Raw genomic sequence first — 26,207 nt, forward strand, 5'->3', positions numbered from 1 at the left:
TATTCCTCTCGCCTCGCAAGCGCATTACCTGCGACTCGGCTCTATGCGTTATATGACCGATTCGATACTAGAGGCTGTTCCATGAAATTCCCCCCCCTAGTCGCAGGGGGGCGGTACGGAGCCTCCCCCGCACTTCAATTCCCGCCGCTACCTCCTACCTTGAGCAACAGAGCGCTTCACGATCCCGCTCGCGACACCCCAGCGTTCCGCGTTCGTCTGTTTCCTGCGTGCATAACGTTTGCGTTTGAGCCCCTTTGGGAGCTGGGCCAGCCCAGATACTCCAATATTTGATCAGGGCTTCTGGTGTCAATCAGAAAGGATTGGGGCAGATTTATGCGATAGGTAGCGTGATTGCCTATCGCGTATCGCGTGGCGGCGGCGTGTGCCCGCAGCCGGGTACCTCAGCTACACGCGAACTAAACAAAGTCGAAAATATGGAAAGCGGAGTGCAGAGCGGATTTAGTCAAATCGATGCCAGCGTGGCAGCCACCAGTGTTAGCGGACTGCTCGCCAAGGTATCTAGTAACGACGCGGCTGCAGGAAAACTCCGAACTGTGGGTACCGGCGTTCTCGCATCAGTTCGTCAAGGCGCGAAAATTTGGCGGAAAATCAGGGCAGGGAGCAGTCTGGTTTTTATGGCCTGTGCCTGCGTCGACACGGTTTTCGGCACGAATGCATATTCGTGGCCATCTCTTGGGCCCGAAAAAATACGCTACCACCGTCAGCAATTTTTACGTCATGCGCCGAGGCTAACCCCTCAGGCGGGTAAACCGTTTTGTCCTAATTGAATAGGAGGTCAACAAGATGCCTACGCAATCAGAACGCAGGAACCAGCGTCAGAAAGAACTAAAAAAAATCGATTTGGTCTTGGAGAAACTTGCGGCCAGGGGCATCACTGGTGAAGCGTATGACGAGATCGCAAAAAAAATCCAGTACCTGACCATCTTACGGTGCTCGCGGGCGAGCTGGGAATGAGCAGGGCGGGTGGCCGCGCTATCCAATCCGCTACCGCAAACAAACGAAAACGACAGTAGTTGCATCGCTTCTATTCTGATGCTAAATTTAACGCGTTACCGAAGAAGCATATCAACGGCTTCTTCCGTGGTTCAATGCCACAACCCATTATTGCTACCACGACATCAACACGGCCAATAGTTGCGTTTTGATCTCGCCTGTCTTTGAGACAGTTTGCCCCACTGCAAACTATGTTCTCTTCGCCCCTGCCCCGCTAAAGCCTGAAAATTTATTTCAGCAAGCCTTCATGGCTGGTTATTCAACCAAACCGTAAATTCCCGAATACACCGCTTCACCCTCCTTGGCCCGATTGTGGCCCACTAGCCGCTGCGCACGGCAGACCAAATCGATCCCCCTTCGCATTTCCCCCGCGCGATGGCTCGCGCCTTAAACCTCAATAGAAACATGGAGTGCGCTTTTCGCTCACTCCGGCTTTTTCTTCCAGGCATCAGCACACCTTAATGCCATGCTGACCTCTCTCCTGGATTGTCTTGCATAAGTGGTTTCACTAGCCACTGGCCTGGACGTGCACCCGTCCCGCTCACTGTCGACAACTCGAACAGTCACTTCTCCATACCCCTTCCACAGAACCCTGCAATTCAGCCCGGTTATCACAACGGGTTCAGACCTCATCTCATCACAGCACGGTTCATGGGCGGAAGGGCGTCCGATTTTCTTTGTATCACCCAACGGAGAGAAATGTGGCAAATCGACCATCCAAGACACGGCGGGAACGCAAGGCATTGCTAAATGCTGTAACTGCAAGCAAGGCATCCAGGACCAAGGTTAACTATGCACACTGGACCAATCGTTTGTGGAACCTGTTGAAAGAGCGCGGACACGACTTGCGCTTCCCGGAAAAGGTCCCTGAAACCGAAATGATTGCAATAGTCAAAATTTATGTCTCGCGACTAGAAGGCCTGAGTGTGCGAAGCATTCACAACCAACTGGCAGCCATACGGAAGGTCTTGGCACACTGGGGTTTCTCTCGTCTTGCCTCACCGACCCACCCCGTTTTGAACAATTTGGCACTCCTGGGCAAAACAGCATCCCGCGTTTCCACCCGCCGACCCTGCAATGATCTTCGCTTTAATGAAATCATGCTTCAGGCGGAAACACTTCGGCTCCCTCAAGGTGTCATCGCCATCATTGGCCTGCAGCGATATCTTGGCTTGCGTGCCACCGAGGCATTGATGAGCGCCAATAGCCTCGCGACCTGGTTACATCGTGCACGTACAAATCAACCTCTTCATATCATCTACGGGGTCAAAGGGGGGCGGCAACGGTTCGTGAACTTGGCCCCAGATAATCGCGAAGGGGCTTTGATCTGGATTGAGCGCGCACAACGGGTCGCCAAAAAACAGCACAATCGACTCATGGTTAATGATCGGCTCAAGTACGCAGATAACCGCTACCACGAACACTGCCGCAAAGTCGGTCTTGCTAACCCAGCAGGCCCCCATACCTTGCGTTACAGGTGGGCGACAGCCCAGCTGGATCATTACCTCAACACGGCAAAGCTCTCTTTACGTGAAGCCAAAGCGGCAGTGGCGCTTGATCTGGGGCACGGAGAGGGCCGCGGAAATGAAATTTGCGCACGCTACTGCCGCGAGTACCTGATCAAAAATGGACTTTTGGTACCACGAAAGCCAGCAACCGAATTAGCCATACCAATGCATTTAAAAAATGAGGTTGATTGAGCAATTGCTTAGCCCCGACATGCTGAACATCGGACACCCATGTCTAGCAGCACAACAAAATAAAAAAGCCGGCAGACAATGCCGGCTTTTTTATTTTTCACGCTTAACTAAAGACTGGCACCGTCACGTGCCCCATTCGCTCGCGACGCACATCACGCCATCCCTGATTTTTTCTCAGTGTTTTCTGGCATTCTGCGAAGTTGCGTCGCAACATGAAGCAGCAGCGACATTCATTGCGTCGCGCTGCCAATCCGTAAATCCATTCAAGGTAGCCATGCATTTCTGGCAGGTACTGACCAATTTCGGCGATTCAGCACTGCTGCTTCCGGTGGCCGTTGTGTTGATCGGCTGGATGCTCTACGAGCAAGCCTGGCGCTGCGCATCGATCTGGGTGGCGTTGTTTGTTCCGGCCATGGTTCTGGTAGTGGCTACCAAACTGGCCTTTCTGGGTTGGGGCATCGGCATCGAAAGGCTGGATTTCACCGGATTTAGCGGGCACACCACGCTCTCAATGGCGATCTATCCGGCATTGGCCGTGTGGATAGTGCAGCGCATGCACCCCCGTCATCATCTTCGTGCTTATGTATTGGGCTGGCTGTTTGCACTGGTGATTGGCGTGTCCCGGTTGACGCTGAACAAGCATTCGCTGTCCGAAGTGGTTGCCGGGGTGGCTCTGGGCACGGCGGTGAGCCTGACCTGGACCTGGCTGTCGGCGCTCGATTCCCGGCCCAGCCACCACTTTGTGCTGGCGGTTGGCATTCTGGCGATGCTGATCGGCGGGCTGCATGGCGAGCGGGCCCCAACGCAGGGGTTCATTGCGCGGTGGGCGATATCGATGTCGCATCGTCCGGTGCCCTACAACCGCTATACCGCGTGGCCGGGCAGCCATCCGCACCACTTCTCACCGAGCAATCCGGCTTACGACCGTTTTCCTGGAAAAACACCGCAAACCGAGTAATGACGCGCTCTCGTCGGCTCGGTGGCGGGTTTTTGTCGTGCTCATTCCAGCCAGAATCCCTCATACTAATGTCATAAATTGACCTGCGGAGACCAGCGTGTCCGAGAACCGTATTCAGTCTTTGCGCAAACAGCGCGCGTGGACTCAAGAGCAGCTAGCCCAGTGCAGCGGCCTGAGTGTGCGCACCATTCAGCGCATCGAAAATGGCGAACCTGCCGGCGCGGAAACATTGCAAGCCCTGGCCGCGGTCTTTGAAGTGCCGGTCCAGGATTTGCAGGAATCCGCCATTGCACCGCCGCCCTTGTCAGCCAGCGCAAATCCGCCAGCAGATGCTCCGGACCCACAAGCCGCATCGCAAGAAGCAGAATTGCGCGCCCAGGTTGAGCGGGAAGCTCGCTTCTGGGGGCAGATGCAGCGATTCGGCGCCTTGTTGGTGGTTTTACTGATCATCAATCTGCTGACCAGCCCGAGTTATTTGTGGGTGAAATGGGTGGCATTAGGCTGGGGTTTGGCGCTGGTGTCGCGAGCTTTGCGGGTATTTCAACTATTTGGCGGGTTCGGGCCAGTCTGGCAAGAACGCCGTTTACAACGTTTAAGGGCCAAAACATGAGCAACACAACAACTATCGCCCAGCGCCCAAAACTGCGCACCGGACTGATTATCGAGATTCTGGTCAATTTTGTGTTGCCGTGGCTGGTTTACCGCCAGGTTGAAGCGCAGTGGGGTTCGCACAATGCCTTGTTGGCGTCGGCTATTCCGCCTGTGTTGTGGAGCGTACTGGAGCTTGTTCGCCATCGTCGCCTCGATGCGCTGAGCCTGCTGGTCATCGCCGGGATTGTGCTTTCGGTGGGCGCCGTGGCGCTCGGTGGCAGCCCAACCTTGATGCTGATGCGCGAGTCCTTGATTACCGGCGCCTTCGGCCTGGCATTTTTGATCTCCGCCGGTTTGCGCCGCCCGCTGATTTATTATCTCGCCCGCGCCACCGTGGCACGGGAAAAGGGCGATGCCATGGCCCGCTTCGAGCAATATTGCACTGATGGCAACGGCAAAATCGCCCGCTGGCTGATTGTGATGAGTCTGGTCTGGGGCGGAGGTTTGCTGGCCGAAATGGCACTGCGGCTGTGGCTGGCGCAAACCTTGTCGATCGAGCGTTTTCTGCTGATTTCACCGTGGTTGAGTTATGGCATCTATGCCGCGCTGGGCGGCTGGACCTGGTGGTATCGCCGGCAGCTGCGCAATCGCCACCAGCGGCAGGAAGCCGGTACGTTGGCGCAAGTGCAGCCCTGACCTATCGCCCGTCCTGTTCCAACGCACCATTTATAAAAAAGACCCGTCCATATTGGCGGGTCTTTTAACTGTGCGCTGCACTCAGCAACGCAATTTCTGGATTACCAACACGTAGCCCGGATGAAGCGTAGCGAGAATCCGGGGCATGTCAGCCCGAGAGAACCGGGTGATTCGTTGATGCATTGCCACCCCGGATTCTCGTTAACACGCCATCCGGGCTACAGGTTTGGGAGCATCACCTTAGGCAACGCAAACTCTGGATTACCAGCCCCAGAACATCAGCCACCAGCTGGTATCAATCAACGCCAGCGCTCCGGCAAACACCAGCCAGGATGCGGTTTTTTGCCCGATGTTCGCACTGTAGCGGCGCAACACGCCAGCGGCCAGCCACAGACTCCACAGATTGGCCAGGGTGAGCATGGTGATACGGACCGGACTGACCCACAGCAACGACACGCCTTCCGGCTTGAGAATGGTGATTGATGTTGCGGACAAGCCTAGGAACAATCCACAGCCCGCCAACGGAATCAGCGCCAGTGCCAGATGGTGAAAGCGCCGGGTATCCCAACGCCCCAGCAAACGATTGGCAACAGCCAGAATGGTACTCAGCGCAGTGCCCAACGCCAGACCGATGGCCACAATCCATGCCACCACCAGCGAGCCGTCCAGCAAGGTAAAGACGTCATTCTGCTGCGGATAATTGGTAAAGATGAACCACGGCAAGGATTTTTCTAGCGGCCACATGATGTTACGGTTGATCAACCACTCGGCGATGCCTTGCTTGAGGTCAACCATCCACGGGCTGACTGTCCACTGGAACGCGCCAATGGCCAGACCGAGCATGCCAAACAGCAGCAAAATGGTTTGCCAACCGGCGTCTTTAGTCGGGCCAACTTTGACGATTTCTTCGCTGGCGGAGCGCGCTGTCAGCTCGATTGCATCGCGGTGACCGCTGCAACGGCCACACATATGGCATTCCGCATTCCCTTCCATATGCCGGATGGGCACCAGCGGCGCACAGACAATGGGGATCACTTTCTTGCCGTGGTAAGACTTCTTCCAGGCATCGCCATTCACCTTGAAATGCACGGGCGCCAAACGTGACAGCATGTTGAAGACGCCGTTGACCGGGCACAGATATTTGCACCAGGCGCGCCGGTCACGCGCGTACAGAAAACCGATGATCATTGCGGCAACGGTGGAACCGCCCAGGACCACGATCACTGCTTTGGGATATTGGTAGACGCTGACCATCTGGCCGTAGATGGTGGTGCCGGCAAAGGCCACAAACGGCCAGCCGGACCAGCGAATCCAGCGTGGCAAGGGCAGGTTAAGACCAAAGCGGCTGGTGAACTCTGACAAGGCGCCTTCCGGGCAGAGCACGCCACACCACAAGCGGCCAAACAGCACCATGCTCAGCAATACAAACGGCCACCAGATGCCCCAGAACAGGAACTGCGCGAATACCGTCAGGTTATTGAAAATACGGGCGTCGGAATCCGGTAGCGGGCTGATCACCGGCAACACCAGCAAGCCCACGTAGAACACCACGACGACCCATTGCGCCGCGATGATCGCGCCACGATGCCGGGCCAGCCAGTTACCGGCTTGGGCCAACAGGGTTTGAGTTGGAGTGCTACTTGACGCTTGCTGCATTGCTGCTGCCTTTCTTTTCCGAAGATGCGCATCTTACCGGCATGCGAATCATTTCGAACTGTAAAACCTGCCGCTTAGCCGTCAGGATGACTGGCAATTACTTCGCGATGATCTTGCCTTTGGCGGTGGTCTGATGGAAATCGTCAAACCAGGTGTATTCGCCAGCGGACAAGGGCGCGAGGATCACAGATGACGTCACGCCAGGGCCGAGCACCTTTTCTTTGCGCAACTGCGTGCTTTCAAATTCCACTGCCTGGCTGCCGGTATTGGAAACCACCACGCGAATCTTCTTGCCCGTCGGCACAACCAGTTCGGTTGGCGACGCTTTGCCGTCTTTGAATTCGATCTTGATTTCGTATGGTTCTTCCGCCCAGGCGGTCGCGGTTAACGCAGCGCTAGCCAGCGCTAATACCAACAGATGTTTGCGCATCTTGTATTTCCCCTTGCCCGCCGCAGGTGGCAGGCATTGCCAAATCTTGCACAGTCAGAACCATCGCCCGCAAAGCATAAAAGGGCACGCAGCCTAATCAGCCGCGCGCCCATAGGCAAAAACCAGAGCCGGATCATGTCTGGCCCGGCTTAGTTCAGGCTTAGTAACCGCCCTTCTTGCCTGTGCCTGCGAAGTTGAACTCGTAGTCGTTGGTGATGGTGTCAAACCATGGACCAACGCCGGTTTCCTTATCCACGTGGCGGCCAAAATGAGCCATGGGGTTCTTCGATGGCGGCAAAATGGTGAGCTTGAGTTTGTACTTGCCTGGTCCGAACAGTTTGACGTTATCGCCGTAATGCGGGCCGTCATCGGCCACCATGGCCATCATGTCGCCAGAGATTTTCTGATTGGTGCCCACTTTGGTGACTTCATACTTCACCAGCAGCGCCGGCATCCATTCGCCTTCAGCAAAACCGTTCGGGTTGTGCTTGAGCGCGTGGATATCCGCCTCCAGGTGAATGTCCGATTCTTCGGCTTTGCGCATCATGCCTTCCGGATCCATCTTGATCGGCTGCAAATACACCGCACCGATTTCCATGCCGCCTTTGAGCAGCGGCTTGCCAATCGGATATTCAGCGGCAAAGGCTGATGCAGCCAGGGTCAGCGCAGCAACAGCGCCGGCCAGAATCGAAACACGCATTGTGAACCTCATCGGAAAATTGAATTAATTATCAATTGAGAAGCATTATCATTTCACGAATGATGCCTGACCGTGCCGCTTAGCTCAAGTGCTCAGTAACAAAAATGTTTGATCCGCATCAGATTTCCTTCGGGAGAGACCTGTGGCAGCGCCCTGCCCGTAGCCCGGATGAAGCGCAGCGAGAATCCGGGAGTCATGCAGGACAAATCAACTCCGGGCGATCGGTCGGCACGTTGATACATTGCAACCCCGGATTCCCGCTTGCGCTTCATCCGGGCTACAGGAGTACCGGACTGGGCTCTCCAGCGAGGGAATGGCGAAGCACGGTGAGTGACTGGCTATTTCTGCCCACGCCGCCCGATATCCGCAATTCCCCACCGTTCACCTCACTCTTTTTGGGCAATGCATCGCACGCGCCGTGACGCCCCGGCCCTGCTCCCCGTATAATTCACTCCTTTTGACCGACTTTTTTCCCGGACCAAGCCATGCAAGAGCAATACATCCCGGCAGAAGTAGAAGCCGCCGCGCAAAGCGAGTGGGAACAACACCAGACAGACCGTGCCCTTGAGGACACTTCCAAGCCCAAGTTCTACTGTCTATCCATGTTCCCCTACCCGTCCGGGAAGCTACACATGGGCCACGTGCGCAACTACACCATTGGTGATGTGCTCAGTCGCTACATGCGCATGAATGGTTTCAACGTGCTGCAGCCGATGGGTTGGGATGCATTCGGCATGCCGGCAGAAAATGCGGCAATCAAGAACAAGGTCGCTCCGGCCAAGTGGACTTACGAAAACATTGATTACATGAAGATCCAGCTTAAATCGCTGGGTCTGGCGATCGACTGGGAACGCGAAGTCGCCACCTGCAAGCCGGATTACTATCGTTGGGAACAATGGCTGTTCACCCGCCTGTTCGCCAAAGGCATCATCTACAAGAAAAGCGGGATGGTGAACTGGGACCCGGTCGACCAAACCGTGCTGGCCAACGAGCAAGTGATCGATGGCCGTGGCTGGCGCTCGGGCGCATTGGTAGAAAAGCGCGAAATCCCGATGTATTACTTCCGCATCACCGATTACGCCGAGCAACTGCTCCAGGATCTGGACCAACTGGGTGGTTGGCCAGAGCAAGTCAAAACCATGCAACGCAACTGGATCGGCAAGAGCTTTGGTGCCGAAGTAGCGTTTGATTATGACGTTGCTACCACCGGCGAAGCAGGCCAACTCAAGGTCTACACCACTCGTCCCGATACGCTGATGGGCGCGACCTACGTGGCTGTAGCTGCCGAACACCCACTGGCAACCCTCGCCGCCGTGAACAAGCCAGAACTGCAAGCGTTTATCGCTGAGTGCAAATCCGGTTCCGTGGCAGAGGCGGATGTCGCCACCATGGAAAAGAAAGGCATGCCGACCGGCCAGTTTGTGATCCATCCTCTGACCGGCGAAAAACTGCCGGTGTGGATCGCCAACTACGTGCTGTGGGGCTACGGCGAAGGCGCCGTGATGGCCGTACCTGCGCATGATGAACGCGATTTTGAATTCGCCAACAAATACAGCCTGCCGATTGTGCAGGTGTATGCGCCGGTTAATGGCGAGAACAACTTCGACGCCAAGGTCTGGCAAGACTGGTACGGCGCCAAGGATGACTCGATCCGTACCATCAATAGCAGCAAGTACGACGGCAAAGATTACCAAGGTGCGTTTGATGGCATCGTGAGCGATCTGGAAGCCGGTACTCACGGCACCAAGCGCACCCAATATCGCCTGCGCGACTGGGGTATCAGCCGTCAGCGTTACTGGGGCTGCCCGATCCCAATCGTCCACTGTGCCGATTGTGGCGATGTGCCGGTGCCGGAAGACCAACTGCCCGTCGTGTTGCCAGAAAACGTGGTTCCCGATGGCCGTGGCAACCCCCTGGCACGCATGCCAGAGTTCTACGAAACCACTTGCCCAAGTTGCGGCAAGCCAGCCAAGCGCGAAACCGACACCATGGACACCTTCGTGGAGTCGTCCTGGTATTACGCCCGTTACACGTCGCCTGATGCCACCACCGGCATGGTCGACGAGCGCGCCAAATACTGGCTGGATGTCGACCAATACATCGGCGGGATTGAACACGCCATCCTGCACCTGTTGTACGCGCGCTTCTTCCACAAACTGATGCGCGACGAAGGCCTCATTCACACCGATGAACCGTTCCGCAACTTGCTCACGCAAGGTATGGTGATCTGCGAAACGTTCTATCGCGAACATGACGACGGCAAGAAAGACTGGATTGCTCCGGCAGATGTGGAAATCGAACGCGATGCCAAGGGCAAGATCATTGGCGCCACGCTGAAGAGTGATGGTCTGCCGGTGGTAGTCGGCGGCATCGAAAAGATGTCTAAATCCAAAAACAACGGTGTTGACCCGCAAGCGCTGATCGAGAAATACGGCGCTGACACCGCCCGCTTGTTCATGATGTTTGCCGCACCGCCAGACCAGAGTCTTGAGTGGTCGGATGCTGGGGTGGAAGGCGCGTATCGCTTCCTCAAGCGCTTGTGGAAGCTGGTGAATGACCACGTTGCTGGTGGCGTCACCACGGCGTATACCGGTGGCGAGTTGTCCGCAGAACTCAAAGCGTTGCGCTTTGCCTTGCACAGCACAATCCAGAAAGTGAGCGATGACTACGGTCGGCGCAAGCAATTCAACACCGCCATCGCCGCAGTCATGGAGTTGCTCAACGCTTTGAGCAAGCATGCAGGCAGCGATGCTAGCGCGCGGACTGTGGCGCAAGAAGTACTGGAAACCGCCGTCAAGTTGCTGTCACCAATCGCACCGCACGCCACCAACGCGCTGTGGGCGGCGTTGCGTCCGGGCACACGCCTGGCCGAACAAGCCTGGCCAGCAATTGATGCGACCGCGCTGGTGCAAGACGAGATCGACATGGTGGTGCAGGTAAATGGCAAGCTGCGGGCGACGATTCGTGTATCCAAGGACGCCAGCAAAGAGGCCATTGAAGCGATCGCGCTGGGTGACGAGAACGTGCAGCGCTTTGTGGAAGGCACGCCGAAGAAAGTCATCGTGGTCCCGGGCCGACTGGTTAATATCGTCGCCTGACCCATCAACCCCGTCCAACAACCACCAGGGTTTTACGCAATGACTGCAACGCTGCGCCGCCTGACGGCCATTTTACTGATTAGCCTGCTGGCGGCCTGCGGCTTTCATTTGCGGGGGCAAGGCCCGAATTCGGGCTTTGCTTATCCTGCGGTGTACGTGGAAGGCAACGGCGGCGTCGCTCAGCAGTTGCGGCTGTATCTGCCGCTGCTGCCTAACGTCAAGTTGATCAAAGACGCCACACAAAAAGATGTCGCCAAGATTGCCATCCTCAGCGAGGGCACCAACAACGCCGTGCTGACCATTAATAGTGCAGGCCAGGCTACGGAATACAAAACCTCGTTTGTGGCCACCTTCAGCGCCTTCCGCCCCGATGGCACCGCCATTATGGAAAGCCAGCAAGTGACGCTGTCGCGCAGTTACTCGTACGACCCCAATAACCCGATTGCCATGACCGGTGAATCCAACCGCTTGGTCAAAGACATGCAGCAGGATGCCTCGCAACTGATCCTGCGTCGTATCAATGCTGTTGCTACACACGGCGACAATGCGCAGTGATGATCTGGCCCGCCACCTGAAAGGCGGGCTGGCGCCGCTTTATTTGCTGCATGGCGAAGAAGGGTTTCTCACGCTGGAATCGGCCAACGCCATTCGCGAAGCGGCGATGCGTAACGGCTTCAGCGAGCGTGAAGTGCTGACCGTGGAAAGCGGATTTTCCTGGAGCCAGCTCGGCCACATCGGCAATTCTTTCTCGCTGTTTGCCGAGAAAAAACTGGTTGAATTGCGCATCCCCACCGGCAAGCCCGGCGTCGAAGGCGCCAAAGTGCTGGAAGCCTATGCCGCTCGCCTGCCGCAAGACACGGTCACCGTCATCCAGTGCCCCAAGCTGGATCGCACCGCCCAGAATGGCAAATGGTTTCAGGCGCTGAGTCAGCACGGCGAAGTCATCGAAGCCAAGCCGATTGAACGCGCCGCATTGCCCAACTGGATTGCCGCGCGCATGACGGCCCAGCAACAGTCGCTGGAACCGGATGCCATGCGATTTCTGGTCGACCGGCTGGAAGGCAACCTGTTCGCGGCGCATCAGGAAGTACAAAAACTCGCACTGTTACACCCCGCCGGGACGTTGACGCTGGAGCAAGTGCGCGAAGCAGTGGCGAATGTTGCCCGCTATGATGTCTTCCAGATGGGCGAAGCGCTTCTGGCTGGCGATGCCACCCGCTTTGTACGCATGCTGGATGGCTTGCGGGCCGAAGGCGAAGCGCCACACCTGGTATTGTGGGCGCTCGCCGAAGAAATCCGCGCACTGTGGCGGCTGGCACAAGGCCGCGCCAACGGTGCCAATATGGCACAGCTATATAAAGAAAACCGGGTGTGGGGTGCCAAGCAAGGCCTGGTAGACAAAGCACTCAATCGCGTAGGCGGAACCGAACTGCGAGCCGCGCTCAGTACGGCAGCAAAAATCGATCAGATCAATAAAGGTGTAGGCCAGGGTGATGCTTGGGACGAATTACTGAACATGTGCCTGCCCTTGCTCAAATAGGCCGGAGCGATCTCGGGCATTGCACCGCAAATACCTGCCTCACGCCCGACCCAACGCCAGATAACCTGGCCAGAACATAACAAATACGTGAGAGATTCGACGATGAAAGAACAGATTCTGGTCAATATCACCCCGCAGGAAACGCGGGTAGCGACAGTCGAAGACGGCGTGGTGCAAGATATTCATATCGAGCGCAGCACCCACCGCGGGCTGGTCGGCAACATCTATCTGGGCGTGGTTAAACGAGTCTTGCCAGGCATGCAGAGTGCCTTTATCGAAATCGGTCTGGAACGCGCTGCGTTTCTGCATATCGCCGACGTCATCGAACAACGCCAACATCCCAACGAAGAATTGCGCATCGAGCGTCTGGTACACGAAGGCCAGCCCGTAGTCATTCAGGTAATCAAAGATCCGATCGGCACCAAAGGCGCCCGCCTTTCCACCCAAATCAGCATTGCCGGCCGCTTCCTGGTGTTTCTGCCGCAAGAAACCCATATCGGCATCAGCCAGCGCATTGAGAACAACGACGAACGCGACCGCCTGCGCGCCCGACTGGAAAGCCTGCTGCCGTCGCATCACCTCGGCTATATCATCCGCACCTCGGCCGACCATGCAACCGATGCCGAACTGCTGGCCGATATTGACTACCTGAACCTGATCTGGGCCGACATCCGCCAGAAATCGCAAACCCAGCCGCCCAAATCATTGCTGTTCCAAGACCTATCGCTGCAACTGCGTACGTTGCGTGACATGGTGAACAGTGAGACCGAAGAAGTACTGGTGGATTCACGTGAGAACGTGCAGAAGATGCGCGAATTCGCCCAAGCCTTTGTAGCCGACGTCTTCCCACGTGTACAGCATTATTCAGGCGAGCGCCCATTGTTTGAACTTTATGGCGTCGAAGCCGAGATCGAGCGCGCGCTGGCCCGCCGCGTGAATCTGAAGTTTGGTGGTTACCTGATCATCGATCAAACCGAAGCCATGACCACCATCGACGTCAACACCGGTGGCTTTGTCGGCCATCGTTCGTTTGACGACACCATCTTCAAAACCAACCTGGAAGCCACCCACGTCATTGCCCGCCAGCTGCGCCTGCGCAACCTTGGCGGCATCATCATCGTCGACTTCATCGACATGGACAACGACACCCATCGCAACGCCGTGATGGACGAACTACAAAAAGCCATCGGCCGCGACCGCACCAAAGTGACGGTCTCCAACTTCACCAGCCTTGGCCTTGTCGAGATCACTCGCAAACGCACTCGCGAAAGCCTGGCACACGTCCTCTGCGAACCCTGCCCCACCTGCCAGGGCCGCGGCCAGATCCGCACCGCCGAAACCGTCTGCTACGAAATCCTGCGCGAAATCCTGCGCGAAGAACGCCAATTCAAAGCCCGCGAATACCGCATCCTGGCGTCACAGAATGTGATTGATATGTTTCTGGATGAAGAGTCTGCCAGCCTGGCGCAACTGGTGGACTTTATCGCCAAGCCGATTTATTTGCAGGTAGAGACAGCGTATACGCAGGAGCAGTTTGATGTGGTGCTGATTTAGCCAGTGGCTACTTTTGATGGAGTAGAAGATACTTCCACTCTTCCATCACTGCCGCGGAGGCCGCCGCCGCCGCACCACCAACCATCGCGGGGCACGAAAGCGGGCAATGCACCGATACAGCCAAATGTATGCAAGAACAAACATCAGAGCCGAGCACTGCAATGCCAGAGTATTATTCCAAAGTAAAACTGCGGGAATAACACCAAGCGATGACAATAGCCATAAATAGGGAGAAGTCATCGAATTGCGAAAAACTTTATGGCGTGGGTCCGGACTTCCTACGGTCCAGCGCATCAACCGCTTGTACACCAATTGATGTAGATGGGCCGCATCGGGCATTCCCGGGTTGCTCTGCCGCGACAAGCGCCGGAGCACGGTAAAGATGGTTTCCACCACAGGATAACTCACGAGCAGGAAGGCAAACCAAGGCGAAACTTGTGGGTTCCGTGCTACTAGCAAGATTGCAAGTGATGCAATCCAGAACCCAAGAATATACGCGCCACCATCGCCCAGAAAAATCAAACCGCGCGGCCAGTTCCAGAAGAGGAAACCGAGGCAGGCGCCAATACCCGCGGCAGACAGTGCCCAGACCAGCAGATCTGCCTGCAGAAATGCAACGTAACCAATCCCGGCCAGCATGATGGCGGCAACTGCTGACGCCAAACCGTTGTAACCATCGATAAAATTCATCGCGTTAGTTACGCCAGCCAGCGCGACCACCGAAAACAGTAATGAAATGGCCGGAATACCGAGAATCGTATCCAGCATAGGAACATCGATGCGAGTTATACGAACGTCCAACAGCCACCATGCGAGTATGGCAGATATGATCATACAGCCCATCCGGAGCTTAACGCCGCCTTGCTTGCTGATGTCTTCAAACAGGCCACTGCCAAATGCCGGCAGGACTACCAAGAATAACTGCAGAAAGAAAAAATGATCCGGTTTACCCCGATACCATTGCGCGGCCCAGCACGCCACGAGCGCGGCGGCGATGGCCAGCCCACCTATCCGCGGAACCGGCAAAACATGGAATTTTTGCACCCCACGCAAATCTGAATCAGCACTAAAGCGCCCATGAAGATGGCTACTACGAACCAGCCACATAGACACTAGAAAAGCTACTGCAAAGGAAAAGACAATTGGGAGCACGCGGCAGTTCTTTCTTTAATTAAATTTAGACGAATTTGTTAATCATTATGGACCGGTTTCACAGACCAAGCTCGATTTTAGCCTTTTTATTTCTCATCTTTCTGTAAGAATCAAACACCCATCCCCAGCGAGAGAAGTACCGAATTGCTGATGCCACGTGATATGTAAGCATACGGGCGTTGTTATATGAACCTCGAGCATATGCATGAGTAACTTGAACTAACGGAAAATACCGGGTGCGCCACCGCATTCCAATCCGTCGACATATATCCAAGTCTTCAAGATACATAAAGTACCGTTCATCGAACCCACCACACTCCTCAAAGGCCATAGATCTCAAAAGCATAAAACAGCCAGATAAAGAAGGAATATCTGCAACCTCAGCATAAGACCACTTGCGTAATTCGTAACGATCACGCAATGCTCGCTTTAGTTGCCCACTCGGCAAAAATCGCCGCAATATCAAATCAGCGGGTGTGGGCAACAATTTACACAGAAATTGCTGGCGCCCATCGGGGAACACTATGCGCGGCATCAACTGTCCCACCTCCGGATGATCTCGCATATGCGAGATCATTGCTTGCATTCCCTGAGCTTCAAAGCTGATGTCCGGATTGACAACCAGATGAAATTCAGCCTGGAGTGGCCTCAAGTAACTGAAAGCTAGATTGTGCGCCCGGCCATAGCCCAAGTTGGACGGGGGCCTAACATAGGTCCAGTCTCGCCCACTTACTTCGGCCTCTAATGCCGGATCTCCATAGTTATCGACCACACAGACGGCAATATTTTCCAGTTGCAATATTGAAGCAAACAAGGGCAAAAGCTGCTCAGTCGGGGTTTTATAAACCACAACCGAAATGGTAAGTATCGGAATGGTCTTCATCGGTACGTCGTCATATCAGTGCCTGCTATTGTCAACCCGGAGCAGCAGCGCGCCAAAAGCGCGTTGCTCTTACTATGTCCCGACATCCGAATCGCAAGGGAGGGGGCGCTCATTTTTGGCTTGCCCATCTGTGTCTCGGCACCAAGCCTAGCTTGACTAACAAGCTAAATTTAAAATCTGAGATCCCTCTTAAAGAGGAAACCAAAGCGTATAAAAATGTATATATCAGTCGCTTTCTGAATCAATCAAGTTACGAGCTCATTCGGCTTTCCTCCCATTATAAGTGACTGCGCCGTCTTCACATAACACCAAAATCGTCTTCAAATTAGCTAGCCATTTGACTCCACACACTTATTCACCTGTCAACTTGAGTCGCGCTGACCCAGGAAGCCTCAGGCACAAGCCTCGGCGTGTGATCTCAAAAGTCGCCCGCCCAATGCAGGAGAGCAGCTGGAGCCACACAAGCCCCCCCAAAAAAACACGTGCAAAGGGAGCGCTCCGAAAACCGCAATCTGTTCGAACGACCGCCATTGCGCCAAATGAATCACCTCAACAGGGCCGTGAGCACGCCAATTTGGGTGACACCTCCAACCGCAGAAAGTAAAATGGTTGGGCGTAATGCGGCGATAGAACTGTCGTTTTAGGCCGCGATCGTTTCAACGGAGTTTAAATGGTACCTTTTCCGGTTTTTTTGTCAGTCGTGTTCGTTGTACGCAACCAGTCCGCCACGATTGAAAACTTACTATCCAGCGCGGCAACGTGTATCGCCTCGCATGTTAGCGATTATGAGCTAATCGTGATTGATAACGCGTCAGATGACGATAGCGTTTCCATGCTTAAACTTCTTACTGGCGAAAATGGGCTGCCAAACTTACAGATTTACGCACTGACCAAAGAGGTCGACGCAGACACGGCGTCGTGGGTTGGACTAGAAAACGCTTTGGGTGATTTCATTGCCGTTGTTGACCCATTAGCAGACGGTGTCGAGTTTTTGCTGGAAATGCTTGATAAAGCTGTCGGTGGCGCCGATGTCGTATTTGCCAGCAATCAACGCAAAGCGGCTCCCGCCTTGACTTATCGAGTCTCATATGCCGTTTTCAATGGCCTCTATAAATATTTCAATGGAGTCCATCTGGCCAAAGAGGCTCCACAATATCGAGTTTTAAGCAAAAAAATAGTCAATTTCATTCTTCAGCACCCGCAACCGGCGATGACATATCGCCACCTCCCTGTCACAGGTGGCTTCACGCGAGTCAACCTCGAATATAGCTCGCCACCGCAAAGCCCTCCGACTAAGCGACTGGGAGAGAGTATCGACCGCGGCATGAGGTTGCTGGTATCGACGACCCGCGCGCCGATGCGGCTCGTAACATCGCTTTCGCTATTTGGGGCCGCAGCGAACCTGCTCTATTCTATATACGTTGTTGCCGTCGGCTTATTGAAGACGAATGTTGCCCCCGGCTGGATAAGCTTATCGCTGCAGCAATCTGGCATGTTTTTTCTTATCTCACTTGTTCTCCTTGTCTTGGGTGAATACATTCTACAAATGGTAAGCCTTTCAAACGAGGGCCCGCCCTACCATGTTGCACAGGAATTCACCAGCGCACGTTTGACTCGGCATGAGAAATTAAATATCGAAGAAGTGGCAACAAAACTGCCCTCCGTTACGTCGGGGCGTCTTTTCTGATGCCCCCCAGAGATGCAAGCTTGGACGCAATTGTTATCGGAGGGGGGTTTTATGGTTCCGCGATTGCCATCTACCTCGCCAAGCAGCGTGGTTTCAAACGCATTGTCGTAGTAGAACGCGAGGCCGCGCTTCTTTGCAGGGCCTCGTATAACAATCAAGCGCGCGTTCATAACGGATATCACTACCCACGTAGTTTTACGACTGCCTATCGAAGCCAAGTCAATTTGCCCAGATTCGTAAAAGATTGGCCAAATGCGATTAAGCAAGATTTTACCAAGCTATACGCAATTGCGCGTCGAAACTCCAAAGTCACAGCTCGCCAATTTGAACGTTTCTGTCACGAAATCGGCGCAAAAATTCTCCCTGCCGAGCCCTCGCTTCGTGACCTATTTGAACCCCGACTGATAGAAGACGTGTTTCTTGTCGAAGAATATGCCTTTGACAGCACCAAATTAGCCAATTGGGCGGAAAATGAGCTCAGGGAATGCGGTGTGCAAACTGAACTTCGAACTAACGTCACTGCAATTTCTATGTGTCCCGAAGGCGGCCTATATACCACCATCCAACGAAGTGATGGGATTGAAGAGATCATCGCCAGCCAATATGTATTCAACTGCACATATAGCGGACTTAATCAGTTCAAGGGCGATTATATAGGCACGCAAACCGGCTTAAAGCACGAAATTACCGAAATGGCACTGATGCGGGCTCCTCCTGAGCTTGCGGGAGTGGGCATCACAGTGATGGATGGACCATTCTTCTCGATGATGCCGTTTCCAGCACGTGGGCTCCATACGCTCTCCCATGTCCGTTACACCCCCCACATGCATTGGAATGACAAAAATGGGCTCAACCCTTATGAAAAACTGAATCAATACAACCGTGCAACCCGTGTCGATCGCATGGTTAGGGATGTTGGCCGCTATCTACCTTCTGTGCTAAATGCCAAATATATCGAGTCCCTCTTCGAAGTAAAAACAGTTTTAGTAAAAAATGAAGGGGACGACGGAAGGCCAATTCTGTTTGAAAAACATCCTGAACTACCTGGCTGCTATTCGGTGCTTGGTGGAAAAATTGACAATATATATGACGTGCTTGAAAAATTGGACGAGGAAATTTTTAGCCGAATTTGAATTCATGCGCATACTGAATTGGGAGTAAAAAATGGCCAATGCGTTAATAGGTTTTTCCGGTTTTGTGGGTAGTACCCTTCTTAAGCAAGCTGATTTTGAGTCATTGTATCGTTCAACAAACATCGCCGACATCAATGGAGAATCATTCGATACTGTAGTCTGTGCCGGCGCACCGGCACAGAAATGGATAGCAAATCAGGAACCCGGAGCCGACCTCCAGAAAATCGACAGCCTGATTGCTCATTTGAGTACAGTTGAATGTAAAAAATTCATACTAATCAGTACAGTAGATGTATTCAAAGATTCCAGAGGCGTCGATGAAGACTCTATAGTAGATGAAGCGGGGCTTCACGCTTATGGGCTACATAGACGGCGACTCGAGAAATTCGTTGCAGGACATTTTCCGAATCACCTTATCGTACGTTTGCCGGGGCTCGTTGGCTCCGGGCTTCGCAAGAACGTGCTATTTGACTTATTGAATAATAATAATCTTAGCGCTATAGAAAGCCGAAATATTTTTCAGTTCTATCCAATGGTAAACCTCTGGTATGACATCCAAATTGCGCTTGATGCAGGTCTGCAACTAATCCATCTGACATCAGAACCGATCAGTGTTGCTGAGGCTTTCAATCAAGGTTTTAGCAAAGCGTTTGACCAGCGATTGGTACGCGAACCAGTGGCATACGATATGCAAACCCTCCACGCGGCGGCTTTTGGGGCACTGGGGAAATATCAATACAATAGGCGAGAAGTAATTCTGGCAATTCGAGCCTATGCGCAAACAGAATCGGTCACCATCGCGCAGGAGATGAAGCCATGAGGCTATCCATATCGAACATTGCATGGGACCCCGCAGAGGATGAGGGCATAGCCCAGCTACTCCAACGTTTCGATGTCGACGCGATTGATATAGCGCCAGGAAAGTACTTCCCCGACCCAGAAAAGGCAACGGATCAAGATATTAACCGGGTGAAACGATGGTGGTCTGAACGAGGGATAGCCATTACGGGCATGCAGGCCCTACTCTTCGGTACTTCAGGTCTTAATGTTTTCGGCCCGCATAATTCCCAACGGGCAATGCTGGAGCATCTTTCCGCTGTGTGCCGTATCGGGGCGCTTCTGGGTAGCACACGACTCGTATTCGGCTCACCCAAAAACAGAGACCGCTCTGGCCTCTCCGATCACGAAGCAACGGACATAGCGATACCCTTTTTCCAACGCCTCGGTGATATTGCTCACTCCAGCGGCGTGGAGATTTGCCTTGAACCCAATCCCGTGAGATATGGCGCCAATTTCATGACCACCAGCAAAGAGACTGCACAATTAGTACGGTCAATCGCCCATCCCGCAATCAGAATGCAATTTGATACCGGGGCGCTTAACATTAATGGCGAAAACCCCAAAGAGGTTCTGGAGGATTATGCCCCTCTCATTGGGCACACTCATGCGAGCGAGCCTGATCTACTCCCACTCGGCGAAGGAGGAACAGATCACGCCAACGTATTTAAGGCCCTCAAACAATACTTACCAAGTCAAGTGGTAACTATTGAAATGCTGGCCACAAAAACTGAACCCCACAATGCGTCGATTGAGCGCGCGCTAAAATTTGCGATTCATTTCTACAGGGACAATGAAGGCGGGACTCGCCAATGAAATGGCTCATTCTAATTTTTGGAATAGCAGCCAATGCGTCTGCCAGTGTGTTGGTCAAGATTGCTATGATGCCCCCTCGAAAGCTTCCAACGCTCAGCGAACCGTTGGTCATATTCAAGAATTGGCCATTCTGGACAGGCTTGGGACTTTACGGCGCAGCATTTCTGCTCTACACAGCCGCGCTGGCCCGATTGCCTCTCAATATAGCTCACCCAATACTAACCGCGGGAGCTATTGCTACCGTCGCTTTGTGTTCGTTCGTCATCTTTCGCGAACCGTTCCCTTGGACAACAGGCGCAGGAATTTTGTTGATCATTGCGGGTGTTGCTCTAATTACTGCTCGCATCGCTTGAAGCGTTATGCATAGGAAACAATAATGCAGCTTGATATTACCCCGACAACTCGCAGCGGATGGCAAGTTCCAACATTTGATACCTCGTTATGGCTTGGTCGGCAAAGCGCGTGGTGTGTCATTATCCCAGTTATAAATGAAGGCAAGCGAATCCAGAATTTGCTTTCAAGAATGCGTGCGCTGAATATCTGTGACATCGCAGACATAATCATTGTAGATGGCGGGAGTACTGACAACTCGCTAGAAACAAGTTTTTTGCGTCATCACGGGGTGCGCGGGCTCTTGATAAAAACGGGGCAAGGCAAGTTGAGTGCTCAACTTCGCTGCGCTTATGCATTTGCTCTGGAGCAGGGCTATGAGGGAATCATAAGCATTGACGGCAATGACAAAGACGATCCCGCAGCGATACCAGACTTCATCCGTGCACTTAAGGAGGGGGTAGATTTCGTTCAAGCCTCACGGTTCATTGCCGGTGGCATGGCAGAGAACACCCCTAAATCACGAAATTTTGCTATAAAGTTTATTCATGCCCCGTTGCTGAGCCTCGCTTCCGGCTTCAAGTGGACAGATACAACCCAAGGCTTCCGGGCATACAGCAGAAGTATGCTACTTGACCCGAAGATCGCCCCCTTCCGCGATATTTTTATGACGTATGAGTTACTTGCCTATCTTTCGTATAGGGCCCCGAAACTCGGATATCGTTGCATTGAGCTCCCGACGACCAGGCGATATCCCGAAGGGGAAGTTCCTACAAAAATTAGCTCTCTCAGAGGGAATCTATCTGTATTTTCGATTTTGCTCTCCGCTTGCGCCGGGAAATACAATCCATCATGATGTCTTTCAATTCATTCGCTAATAACTTCCCGCAGGGAAAGACATCGCGAATCTCGTTCGCCGTACTTTTAATTATTTCGGGGGCCGCACTGCTTTTTTGGCGCAACCCAGATCCAATTATAAATCCAATAATATACGCCGAAGATGGAGTATGGGTTGGTCAAGGACTCAGTAATGGCTGGATGAACACATTGATCCATGCAAGGCCGGATTATTTGGTGGTAATCAATATATTACTTTTATTGCTCTCAACGGTTATTAGTACCATTGCCAGCGGCAACCCCTTATCCCTTCTGCCTGAGGCCATTGCATTTGTTTCCTATTTTTTCCTATCAGCGATAGCAACGTTAATTTTCTTCACGATAAAGAGAATTACTAATTTATCCTTTTCGCTAGCTGGGTTCTTACTATTCATTTTCATCCCTCTAGGCATAACACAAAACGAAATAATAGGGCGAATATTACAAATAGGATTTTACATGCCGCTCTTAGCGGTAATGTTGCTTTTTTGGCGGGACAAAGTCACATTTAAATTGGCGCGCTTAGCAATCGATTTGATTTTATTTCTTTGCGCTGCCACAAACCCCGTGGTAATGGCGGTGGTATTTATATATTTAATTGATAAGTTTAAAAAATTTCCAATTACCTTAACCCCTATAAAAAATACATTATCCCTAACAATCCCTTTCGTTATTCTGCTTATTTATTTATTGCCTCGTATGGGAGGGAGTGGAGGTGTTCGGGGAAGTCTTGTTGAGAGCAACATCATTGAAGGCCTTTTCGCTAGGCCGTTGATCTATCCTTTCGCGTTTCCTTGGTATGGAAATTTATCCAACACACTCTCGATCATATGTTCTATCTCAGCATTCGTATTTTTCTGGCTGGCTTACAAGCGATCAGCCAATACCGAAGCGCGGCAGTTAATTTTACTAACCTTCCTTGCGTTGATAGTCTACGACACCGCGACTATTGCGAATCGGCCCGGATTAACCGGGCTACTTGCGAATTACCAAACCACGTTCCCTGACAGGTATTTCATGGGACTGAACGCTTTAGTATTGTTCCTTGTCACAATATGCGTAGCGCAATTTTTCCGAGCAAAAATCGGGAAAATATTGTGCATAACTCTGGGTTTAATAGCAATTGGTGTGCACGTCATTTATAGCGAGATCATCTTTGAGTCAACTCCGCCAAAGTTTCCCATAAAAACCGCTTTAAATTTTTCCGATCAGATATGTTTCAGTATGCCGTCAAAAAAAATGGGGTCGACCTCGCTAATACAAATATATCCGGACCAACCAGGATGGCTGATGGAGGTTCCAACGAAATACATCAATAAAGCTACATGTGGGTTTCTCAGCAAGAGTGAAATTGGCATCCCAGGCTCAGACTATAAATCTTCGAAAGAACCCAGTAACCAACTCACGCTATCGGCTCCCATTTCGATTTTATTGAAATTGCCGCAAAAGAATGTACACCTCAACCTCATGCGAGTTGGAATATTATTCGGCACCTATGGTAGGCAAAACCCTGGAGACGCCGAGTTGCGATTGGAAGGGGCAAAGGGTACTCAGTTTGTTCAACGCTTTTCTTTGGCCGCATTGGAAGACAACAAATATTATTATTTTGATGTAGATTCAATGGAATTCACGTCTGGAAACATTCAATCTGTGAATGGCGGCGGCGTTAGCACTTGGGAAAGTCATGGTGAAAAAAACGAGATTTACACTTGCATGATATATATATATAAAAATAGGCAAAAGTCCTTTACTCCAGGGTGTCCAATATCCTAATAAATTTGAGGCGTGCATTCTCGCATACACGCCTTCAAAAATTCAAATACGGTCTTTTTTGTTTGCTATGGGTTTTTCATTGATCAATCTAGTTAACTTAAAAGCTCATGTAAATACCGCAAACCGGTAATTTTATCCGGCTCCAAATAAGCCCCCTCGGACCATTCATTCCAAGCATTGATAAATACCCAAGGTTGATGACGAGGACTCAATTGCCCTTTCACAATTCGTAACGCGTCACGAAAAGCCGCAGGGCTGGCATTGCGAAATAGTGTCGCGCGCTCAGAATAACGGGCTGTATTATCCCAATCTGGAAATACGGAGGAGTAAGCTGGCAAACCGCCGCAGATTGCGTCAGCTGGATTTGCCAACCTCATCAGAAATTCTTGATAATCATATACTGAATAATTTTGTTTATTTCGTAAAAATCCAACCATCGCGGATTGAATCCGCTCCGGTAAAACTCGCAGCAATTTTTCACCTTTTGCCTGAAGGTAACTTACTTTGCGCAAATAACGATTTAAGATATAACGAGGATTAAAATTGATAACACCATTGAATAATTGGGTCCACTGCCCCGTACCTGCTATATCGTATGCACGACAAGCCAAGATATGAAGATCGCTAAATCCATCAGCCCGCGCAAATTGCCGATATGCTTCAAGCCGTTGCGGCAAATCCGGAATTAGTTCTGGCCTGTAAATGCAAAATACGGGTGCATTGCCAACCTTTACATATCGCGGGTCAGCAAAGAATCGGGCGAGGTAACGATAGTGTCGCATCCACCCATTACTATCCATCTGATAAGTCTGCTTGATTAGATAATCATTAGGTTTGCCAATCCACTGTCTGGTCCAGCTTTCATTGGCCCAAGTCAACATGAATTCGACCGGGATACTGCTGTCTGCATGCAGATTTTCTAACGGTTTCTCTAACAGAGGACGATCGTCAAACCAATAATGATAGAAATTGAATCCGCTTACGCCGTATTGCGCTGCCAAACGGCCCTGCTTGGCAATCACCTCCGGAAGCGATTGATTGAGGTACCCTAAGGCCGGTACTCGCGGTTGCATATGCCCAGGAAAATTTGGTTTTGCCTGCTGGACTAGTTTCCAGTCAGTGAATCCTTCTCCCCACCATAGATCATTTTCCGGAATGCTATAAAGCTGGGGGAAATAAAAAGCATAGATACGGTGCATGATTAATTAATGTGGCAATACAATGATGCGGTTACTTCCAACTCGCACGCTATCCGCGCGCTCATCCAGGCTGTCAATATAAGTGCAGGACATGCCATTGCTATGGGCAGCGAGACAAAAGAGCCTTTCTGTCGCATGCGCCAATGTACCGTCTTGCTGACCATTTTCAGACTCGAAATCTTCGTCTCTAATTATATTGACCAATGGCAGCAGCGCTCTGGGGGAAAACCAGAACATGGTTCCCCCAACGAAAAACAACTCAATCTGGTCAGGCGTAAGACCCAGTCGCCCGCCATATTCAAAAATGCGGGACTTATTGGCTCCCCAATAGTTCTCGTTTGAAAGATAGGAGCTACGGGGAGCGGCGATTCCCAAGGTGGGATCCTTCTCAAACCTGCGCAACATCCTTCCGAGATTATTATTCTTGCCTTGGGGTAAAAGACCACTTAAGAGTGCGTCGCGCCACTCGTCTCCCCGCTCACTATACTTACTCTTCTTGCCATGAATTTTGAGCACTGCGGTATATTGCAAAAGGTTGGCATTCTTTAACAGAAGTAGAAACGGACGAACATCGCGCCCTCTATTCTCAACAACATATACATATATCGAATTCACACGCCGGCGGAAAGCAGCAACAATCTCGTCCAAGTGTGCGTAATTTGTTATTGAAATATACAAATCCACATCGACGGGGATGCGTTCAAGATATTCAGCTATTCCTGCGGCCAACTCGGGATAAAACAAGTGCAGAACTACTGCAACTGATGCTTTCCGATCTCCACTACGCACAAAATCGAAGAAGCCCCCAGCCAACTGCACTGTATTGTCGAATGAAAGTTTTTTTCCTTCATAATGCTTGGCTGTACGCTCCTGATGAGAAATTATCAATTGCGCAAAATCATCATTTTGGACAACTTCTGCTACCGATTTACTCTGAATATTTAACCGAAATAAATCGACCTTGATAATCCCGAGCTCCCGATAGACCAATTCAAACATCTGGTGAACTGGATTAGAGGAGGGCTCGGAAGCATCTTGAACGAGCAAGATGCTGGTCAGATTCAGTCCGGCATCCATTGCCGTCTGACTAAGGCCAATCTCGTATCTAAAAACGATTTGCAGCTTGTCTTTCAAGGGCACAACTCGCGCCCAGAATTGCCAGAACCACCGCGATTGTATCGCACGCTTATTGAAGACCAGAAAATAGCTTTGAAGATGAAAGTTAAACTGTCGGCTCGCGGTTAATCCAACAATATCACCGTTTGTGGAAGACAGCAGCTTGGCAAGATCAAACCTCGGGCCGCAATAAAAGCTGTCATTCAAGACCAGCAATTGATCATACTGCTCAATCCCATCAATCGCTTCGATACCAAAACGATAGCTACAAAAATCATAACCCTTATTTTCACGGGAGATTACTTCTACACCGGCCGGAAGCACCGAGAAGGTATCCATGGGGCCCGAAGTGCTTACAAGCACGACCCGGTCGCACAAAGACGCGACTTGTTCCAGCAAGCGCTTGAGATAAGCGTCAATGACACCATTCACATCGTAATGGGCAATGATTGCGACACGTTTCATAGA

The 26,207-nt window shown here is 52.1% G+C and carries 22 protein-coding genes; 15 read left to right on the forward strand and 7 right to left on the reverse strand.

The genetic code is table 11. The annotated features are described in order from the left end of the window. The first annotated feature begins 1,715 nt into the window (after positions 1-1,715). From P4L78_RS18390 to P4L78_RS18405, 4 genes are all read left to right on the forward strand, one after another. A complete protein-coding gene (locus P4L78_RS18390) occupies positions 1,716-2,714 on the forward strand; it encodes an integrase domain-containing protein (RefSeq protein ID WP_309329708.1) in 999 nt (332 codons plus the stop codon). Further along, positions 2,707-3,672: a phosphatase PAP2 family protein gene (locus P4L78_RS18395; RefSeq protein WP_309329710.1), complete on the forward strand. Its 966-nt coding sequence runs from the start codon at positions 2,707-2,709 to the stop codon at positions 3,670-3,672. The genes P4L78_RS18390 and P4L78_RS18395 overlap by 8 nt, the downstream gene beginning before the upstream one ends. Positions 3,673-3,769: 97 nt before the next feature. Further along, on the forward strand, positions 3,770-4,282 hold the full coding sequence (locus tag P4L78_RS18400) for a helix-turn-helix domain-containing protein (protein ID WP_309329712.1): 513 nt from the start codon (positions 3,770-3,772) through the stop codon (positions 4,280-4,282). After that, positions 4,279-4,959, forward strand: a complete 681-nt coding sequence (locus P4L78_RS18405) for a VC0807 family protein (protein ID WP_309329714.1) — start codon at positions 4,279-4,281, stop codon at positions 4,957-4,959. Before P4L78_RS18400 ends, P4L78_RS18405 begins: the two co-directional genes overlap by 4 nt. Positions 4,960-5,220: 261 nt before the next feature. Here the strand turns inward: P4L78_RS18405 and P4L78_RS18410 are convergent, their stop codons facing one another. The 3 genes from P4L78_RS18410 to P4L78_RS18420 all read right to left on the reverse strand — a co-directional run bounded on the left by P4L78_RS18410 (position 5,221) and on the right by P4L78_RS18420 (position 7,745). After that, positions 5,221-6,615 carry a 4Fe-4S binding protein gene (locus P4L78_RS18410; protein WP_309329716.1) on the reverse strand — a complete coding sequence of 465 codons (1,395 nt, stop codon included), beginning with the start codon at positions 6,613-6,615 and terminating at the stop codon, positions 5,221-5,223. Positions 6,616-6,712: 97 nt separating this feature from the next. After that, entirely contained in the window at positions 6,713-7,045 is a 333-nt protein-coding gene (locus P4L78_RS18415; protein ID WP_309329718.1) for a cupredoxin domain-containing protein, read from the reverse strand. A 160-nt stretch (positions 7,046-7,205) separates the two neighbouring features. Beyond that, on the reverse strand, positions 7,206-7,745 hold the full coding sequence (locus P4L78_RS18420; RefSeq protein WP_309329720.1) for an iron transporter: 540 nt from the start codon (positions 7,743-7,745) through the stop codon (positions 7,206-7,208). Between the two features lie 485 nt (positions 7,746-8,230). Here P4L78_RS18420 and leuS point away from each other — a divergent pair, with 485 nt between their 5' ends. From leuS to rng, 4 genes are all read left to right on the forward strand, one after another. After that, on the forward strand, positions 8,231-10,843 hold the full coding sequence (gene leuS, locus P4L78_RS18425) for a leucine--tRNA ligase (protein WP_309329722.1): 2,613 nt from the start codon (positions 8,231-8,233) through the stop codon (positions 10,841-10,843). A 39-nt stretch (positions 10,844-10,882) separates the two neighbouring features. After that, positions 10,883-11,398 (forward strand): LPS assembly lipoprotein LptE, encoded by a 516-nt coding sequence (gene lptE / locus P4L78_RS18430; RefSeq protein WP_309329725.1) that lies wholly within the window; start codon positions 10,883-10,885, stop codon positions 11,396-11,398. After that, a complete protein-coding gene (gene holA, locus P4L78_RS18435) occupies positions 11,364-12,383 on the forward strand; it encodes a DNA polymerase III subunit delta (protein ID WP_309329727.1) in 1,020 nt (339 codons plus the stop codon). The genes lptE and holA overlap by 35 nt, the downstream gene beginning before the upstream one ends. A 102-nt stretch (positions 12,384-12,485) precedes the next feature. Then, positions 12,486-13,937, forward strand: a complete 1,452-nt coding sequence (rng, locus tag P4L78_RS18440) for a ribonuclease G (protein ID WP_309329729.1) — start codon at positions 12,486-12,488, stop codon at positions 13,935-13,937. A gap of 45 nt (positions 13,938-13,982) precedes the next feature. On the opposite strand, the gene P4L78_RS18445 is transcribed toward rng, so the two are convergent. Together P4L78_RS18445 and P4L78_RS18450 are read right to left on the reverse strand one after the other, a co-directional pair. Continuing rightward, positions 13,983-15,089, reverse strand: a complete 1,107-nt coding sequence (locus P4L78_RS18445; RefSeq protein WP_309329731.1) for a glycosyltransferase — start codon at positions 15,087-15,089, stop codon at positions 13,983-13,985. A gap of 58 nt (positions 15,090-15,147) precedes the next feature. Further along, positions 15,148-15,972: a glycosyltransferase family 2 protein gene (locus P4L78_RS18450; RefSeq protein ID WP_309329733.1), complete on the reverse strand. Its 825-nt coding sequence runs from the start codon at positions 15,970-15,972 to the stop codon at positions 15,148-15,150. A 670-nt stretch (positions 15,973-16,642) separates the two neighbouring features. On the opposite strand from P4L78_RS18450, the gene P4L78_RS18455 reads away from it, so the two are divergent. The 7 genes from P4L78_RS18455 to P4L78_RS18485 are packed head-to-tail and all read left to right on the forward strand — an operon-like array spanning position 16,643 to position 23,424. Further along, entirely contained in the window at positions 16,643-17,659 is a 1,017-nt protein-coding gene (locus tag P4L78_RS18455; protein WP_309329734.1) for a glycosyltransferase, read from the forward strand. A gap of 20 nt (positions 17,660-17,679) precedes the next feature. Then, the gene (locus P4L78_RS18460; RefSeq protein WP_309329736.1) at positions 17,680-18,792 is read left to right on the forward strand and encodes an FAD-dependent oxidoreductase; all 1,113 of its coding nucleotides are present in this window, start codon (positions 17,680-17,682) and stop codon (positions 18,790-18,792) included. A gap of 31 nt (positions 18,793-18,823) precedes the next feature. Beyond that, positions 18,824-19,612, forward strand: coding sequence for a pyridine nucleotide transhydrogenase (locus P4L78_RS18465; protein WP_309329738.1), 789 nt, complete (start codon positions 18,824-18,826; stop codon positions 19,610-19,612). Continuing rightward, on the forward strand, positions 19,609-20,445 hold the full coding sequence (locus tag P4L78_RS18470) for a sugar phosphate isomerase/epimerase (protein WP_309329740.1): 837 nt from the start codon (positions 19,609-19,611) through the stop codon (positions 20,443-20,445). Before P4L78_RS18465 ends, P4L78_RS18470 begins: the two co-directional genes overlap by 4 nt. Next, the gene (locus tag P4L78_RS18475; RefSeq protein WP_309329742.1) at positions 20,442-20,798 is read left to right on the forward strand and encodes a hypothetical protein; all 357 of its coding nucleotides are present in this window, start codon (positions 20,442-20,444) and stop codon (positions 20,796-20,798) included. Before P4L78_RS18470 ends, P4L78_RS18475 begins: the two co-directional genes overlap by 4 nt. A 23-nt stretch (positions 20,799-20,821) precedes the next feature. Next, entirely contained in the window at positions 20,822-21,631 is an 810-nt protein-coding gene (locus P4L78_RS18480; protein WP_309329744.1) for a glycosyltransferase family 2 protein, read from the forward strand. Next, the gene (locus P4L78_RS18485) at positions 21,628-23,424 is read left to right on the forward strand and encodes a hypothetical protein (RefSeq protein ID WP_309329746.1); all 1,797 of its coding nucleotides are present in this window, start codon (positions 21,628-21,630) and stop codon (positions 23,422-23,424) included. Before P4L78_RS18480 ends, P4L78_RS18485 begins: the two co-directional genes overlap by 4 nt. Before the next feature lie 92 nt (positions 23,425-23,516). Here the strand turns inward: P4L78_RS18485 and P4L78_RS18490 are convergent, their stop codons facing one another. Together P4L78_RS18490 and P4L78_RS18495 are read right to left on the reverse strand one after the other, a co-directional pair. Beyond that, the gene (locus tag P4L78_RS18490) at positions 23,517-24,623 is read right to left on the reverse strand and encodes a glycoside hydrolase family 99-like domain-containing protein (protein WP_309329748.1); all 1,107 of its coding nucleotides are present in this window, start codon (positions 24,621-24,623) and stop codon (positions 23,517-23,519) included. Between the two features lie 6 nt (positions 24,624-24,629). Continuing rightward, positions 24,630-26,204 carry a rhamnan synthesis F family protein gene (locus P4L78_RS18495; protein WP_309329750.1) on the reverse strand — a complete coding sequence of 525 codons (1,575 nt, stop codon included), beginning with the start codon at positions 26,202-26,204 and terminating at the stop codon, positions 24,630-24,632. Between the last annotated feature and the right edge of the window lie 3 nt (positions 26,205-26,207).

This window comes from Silvimonas sp. (assembly GCF_031291215.1).
Lineage (GTDB): Bacteria > Pseudomonadota > Gammaproteobacteria > Burkholderiales > Chitinibacteraceae > Silvimonas > Silvimonas soli.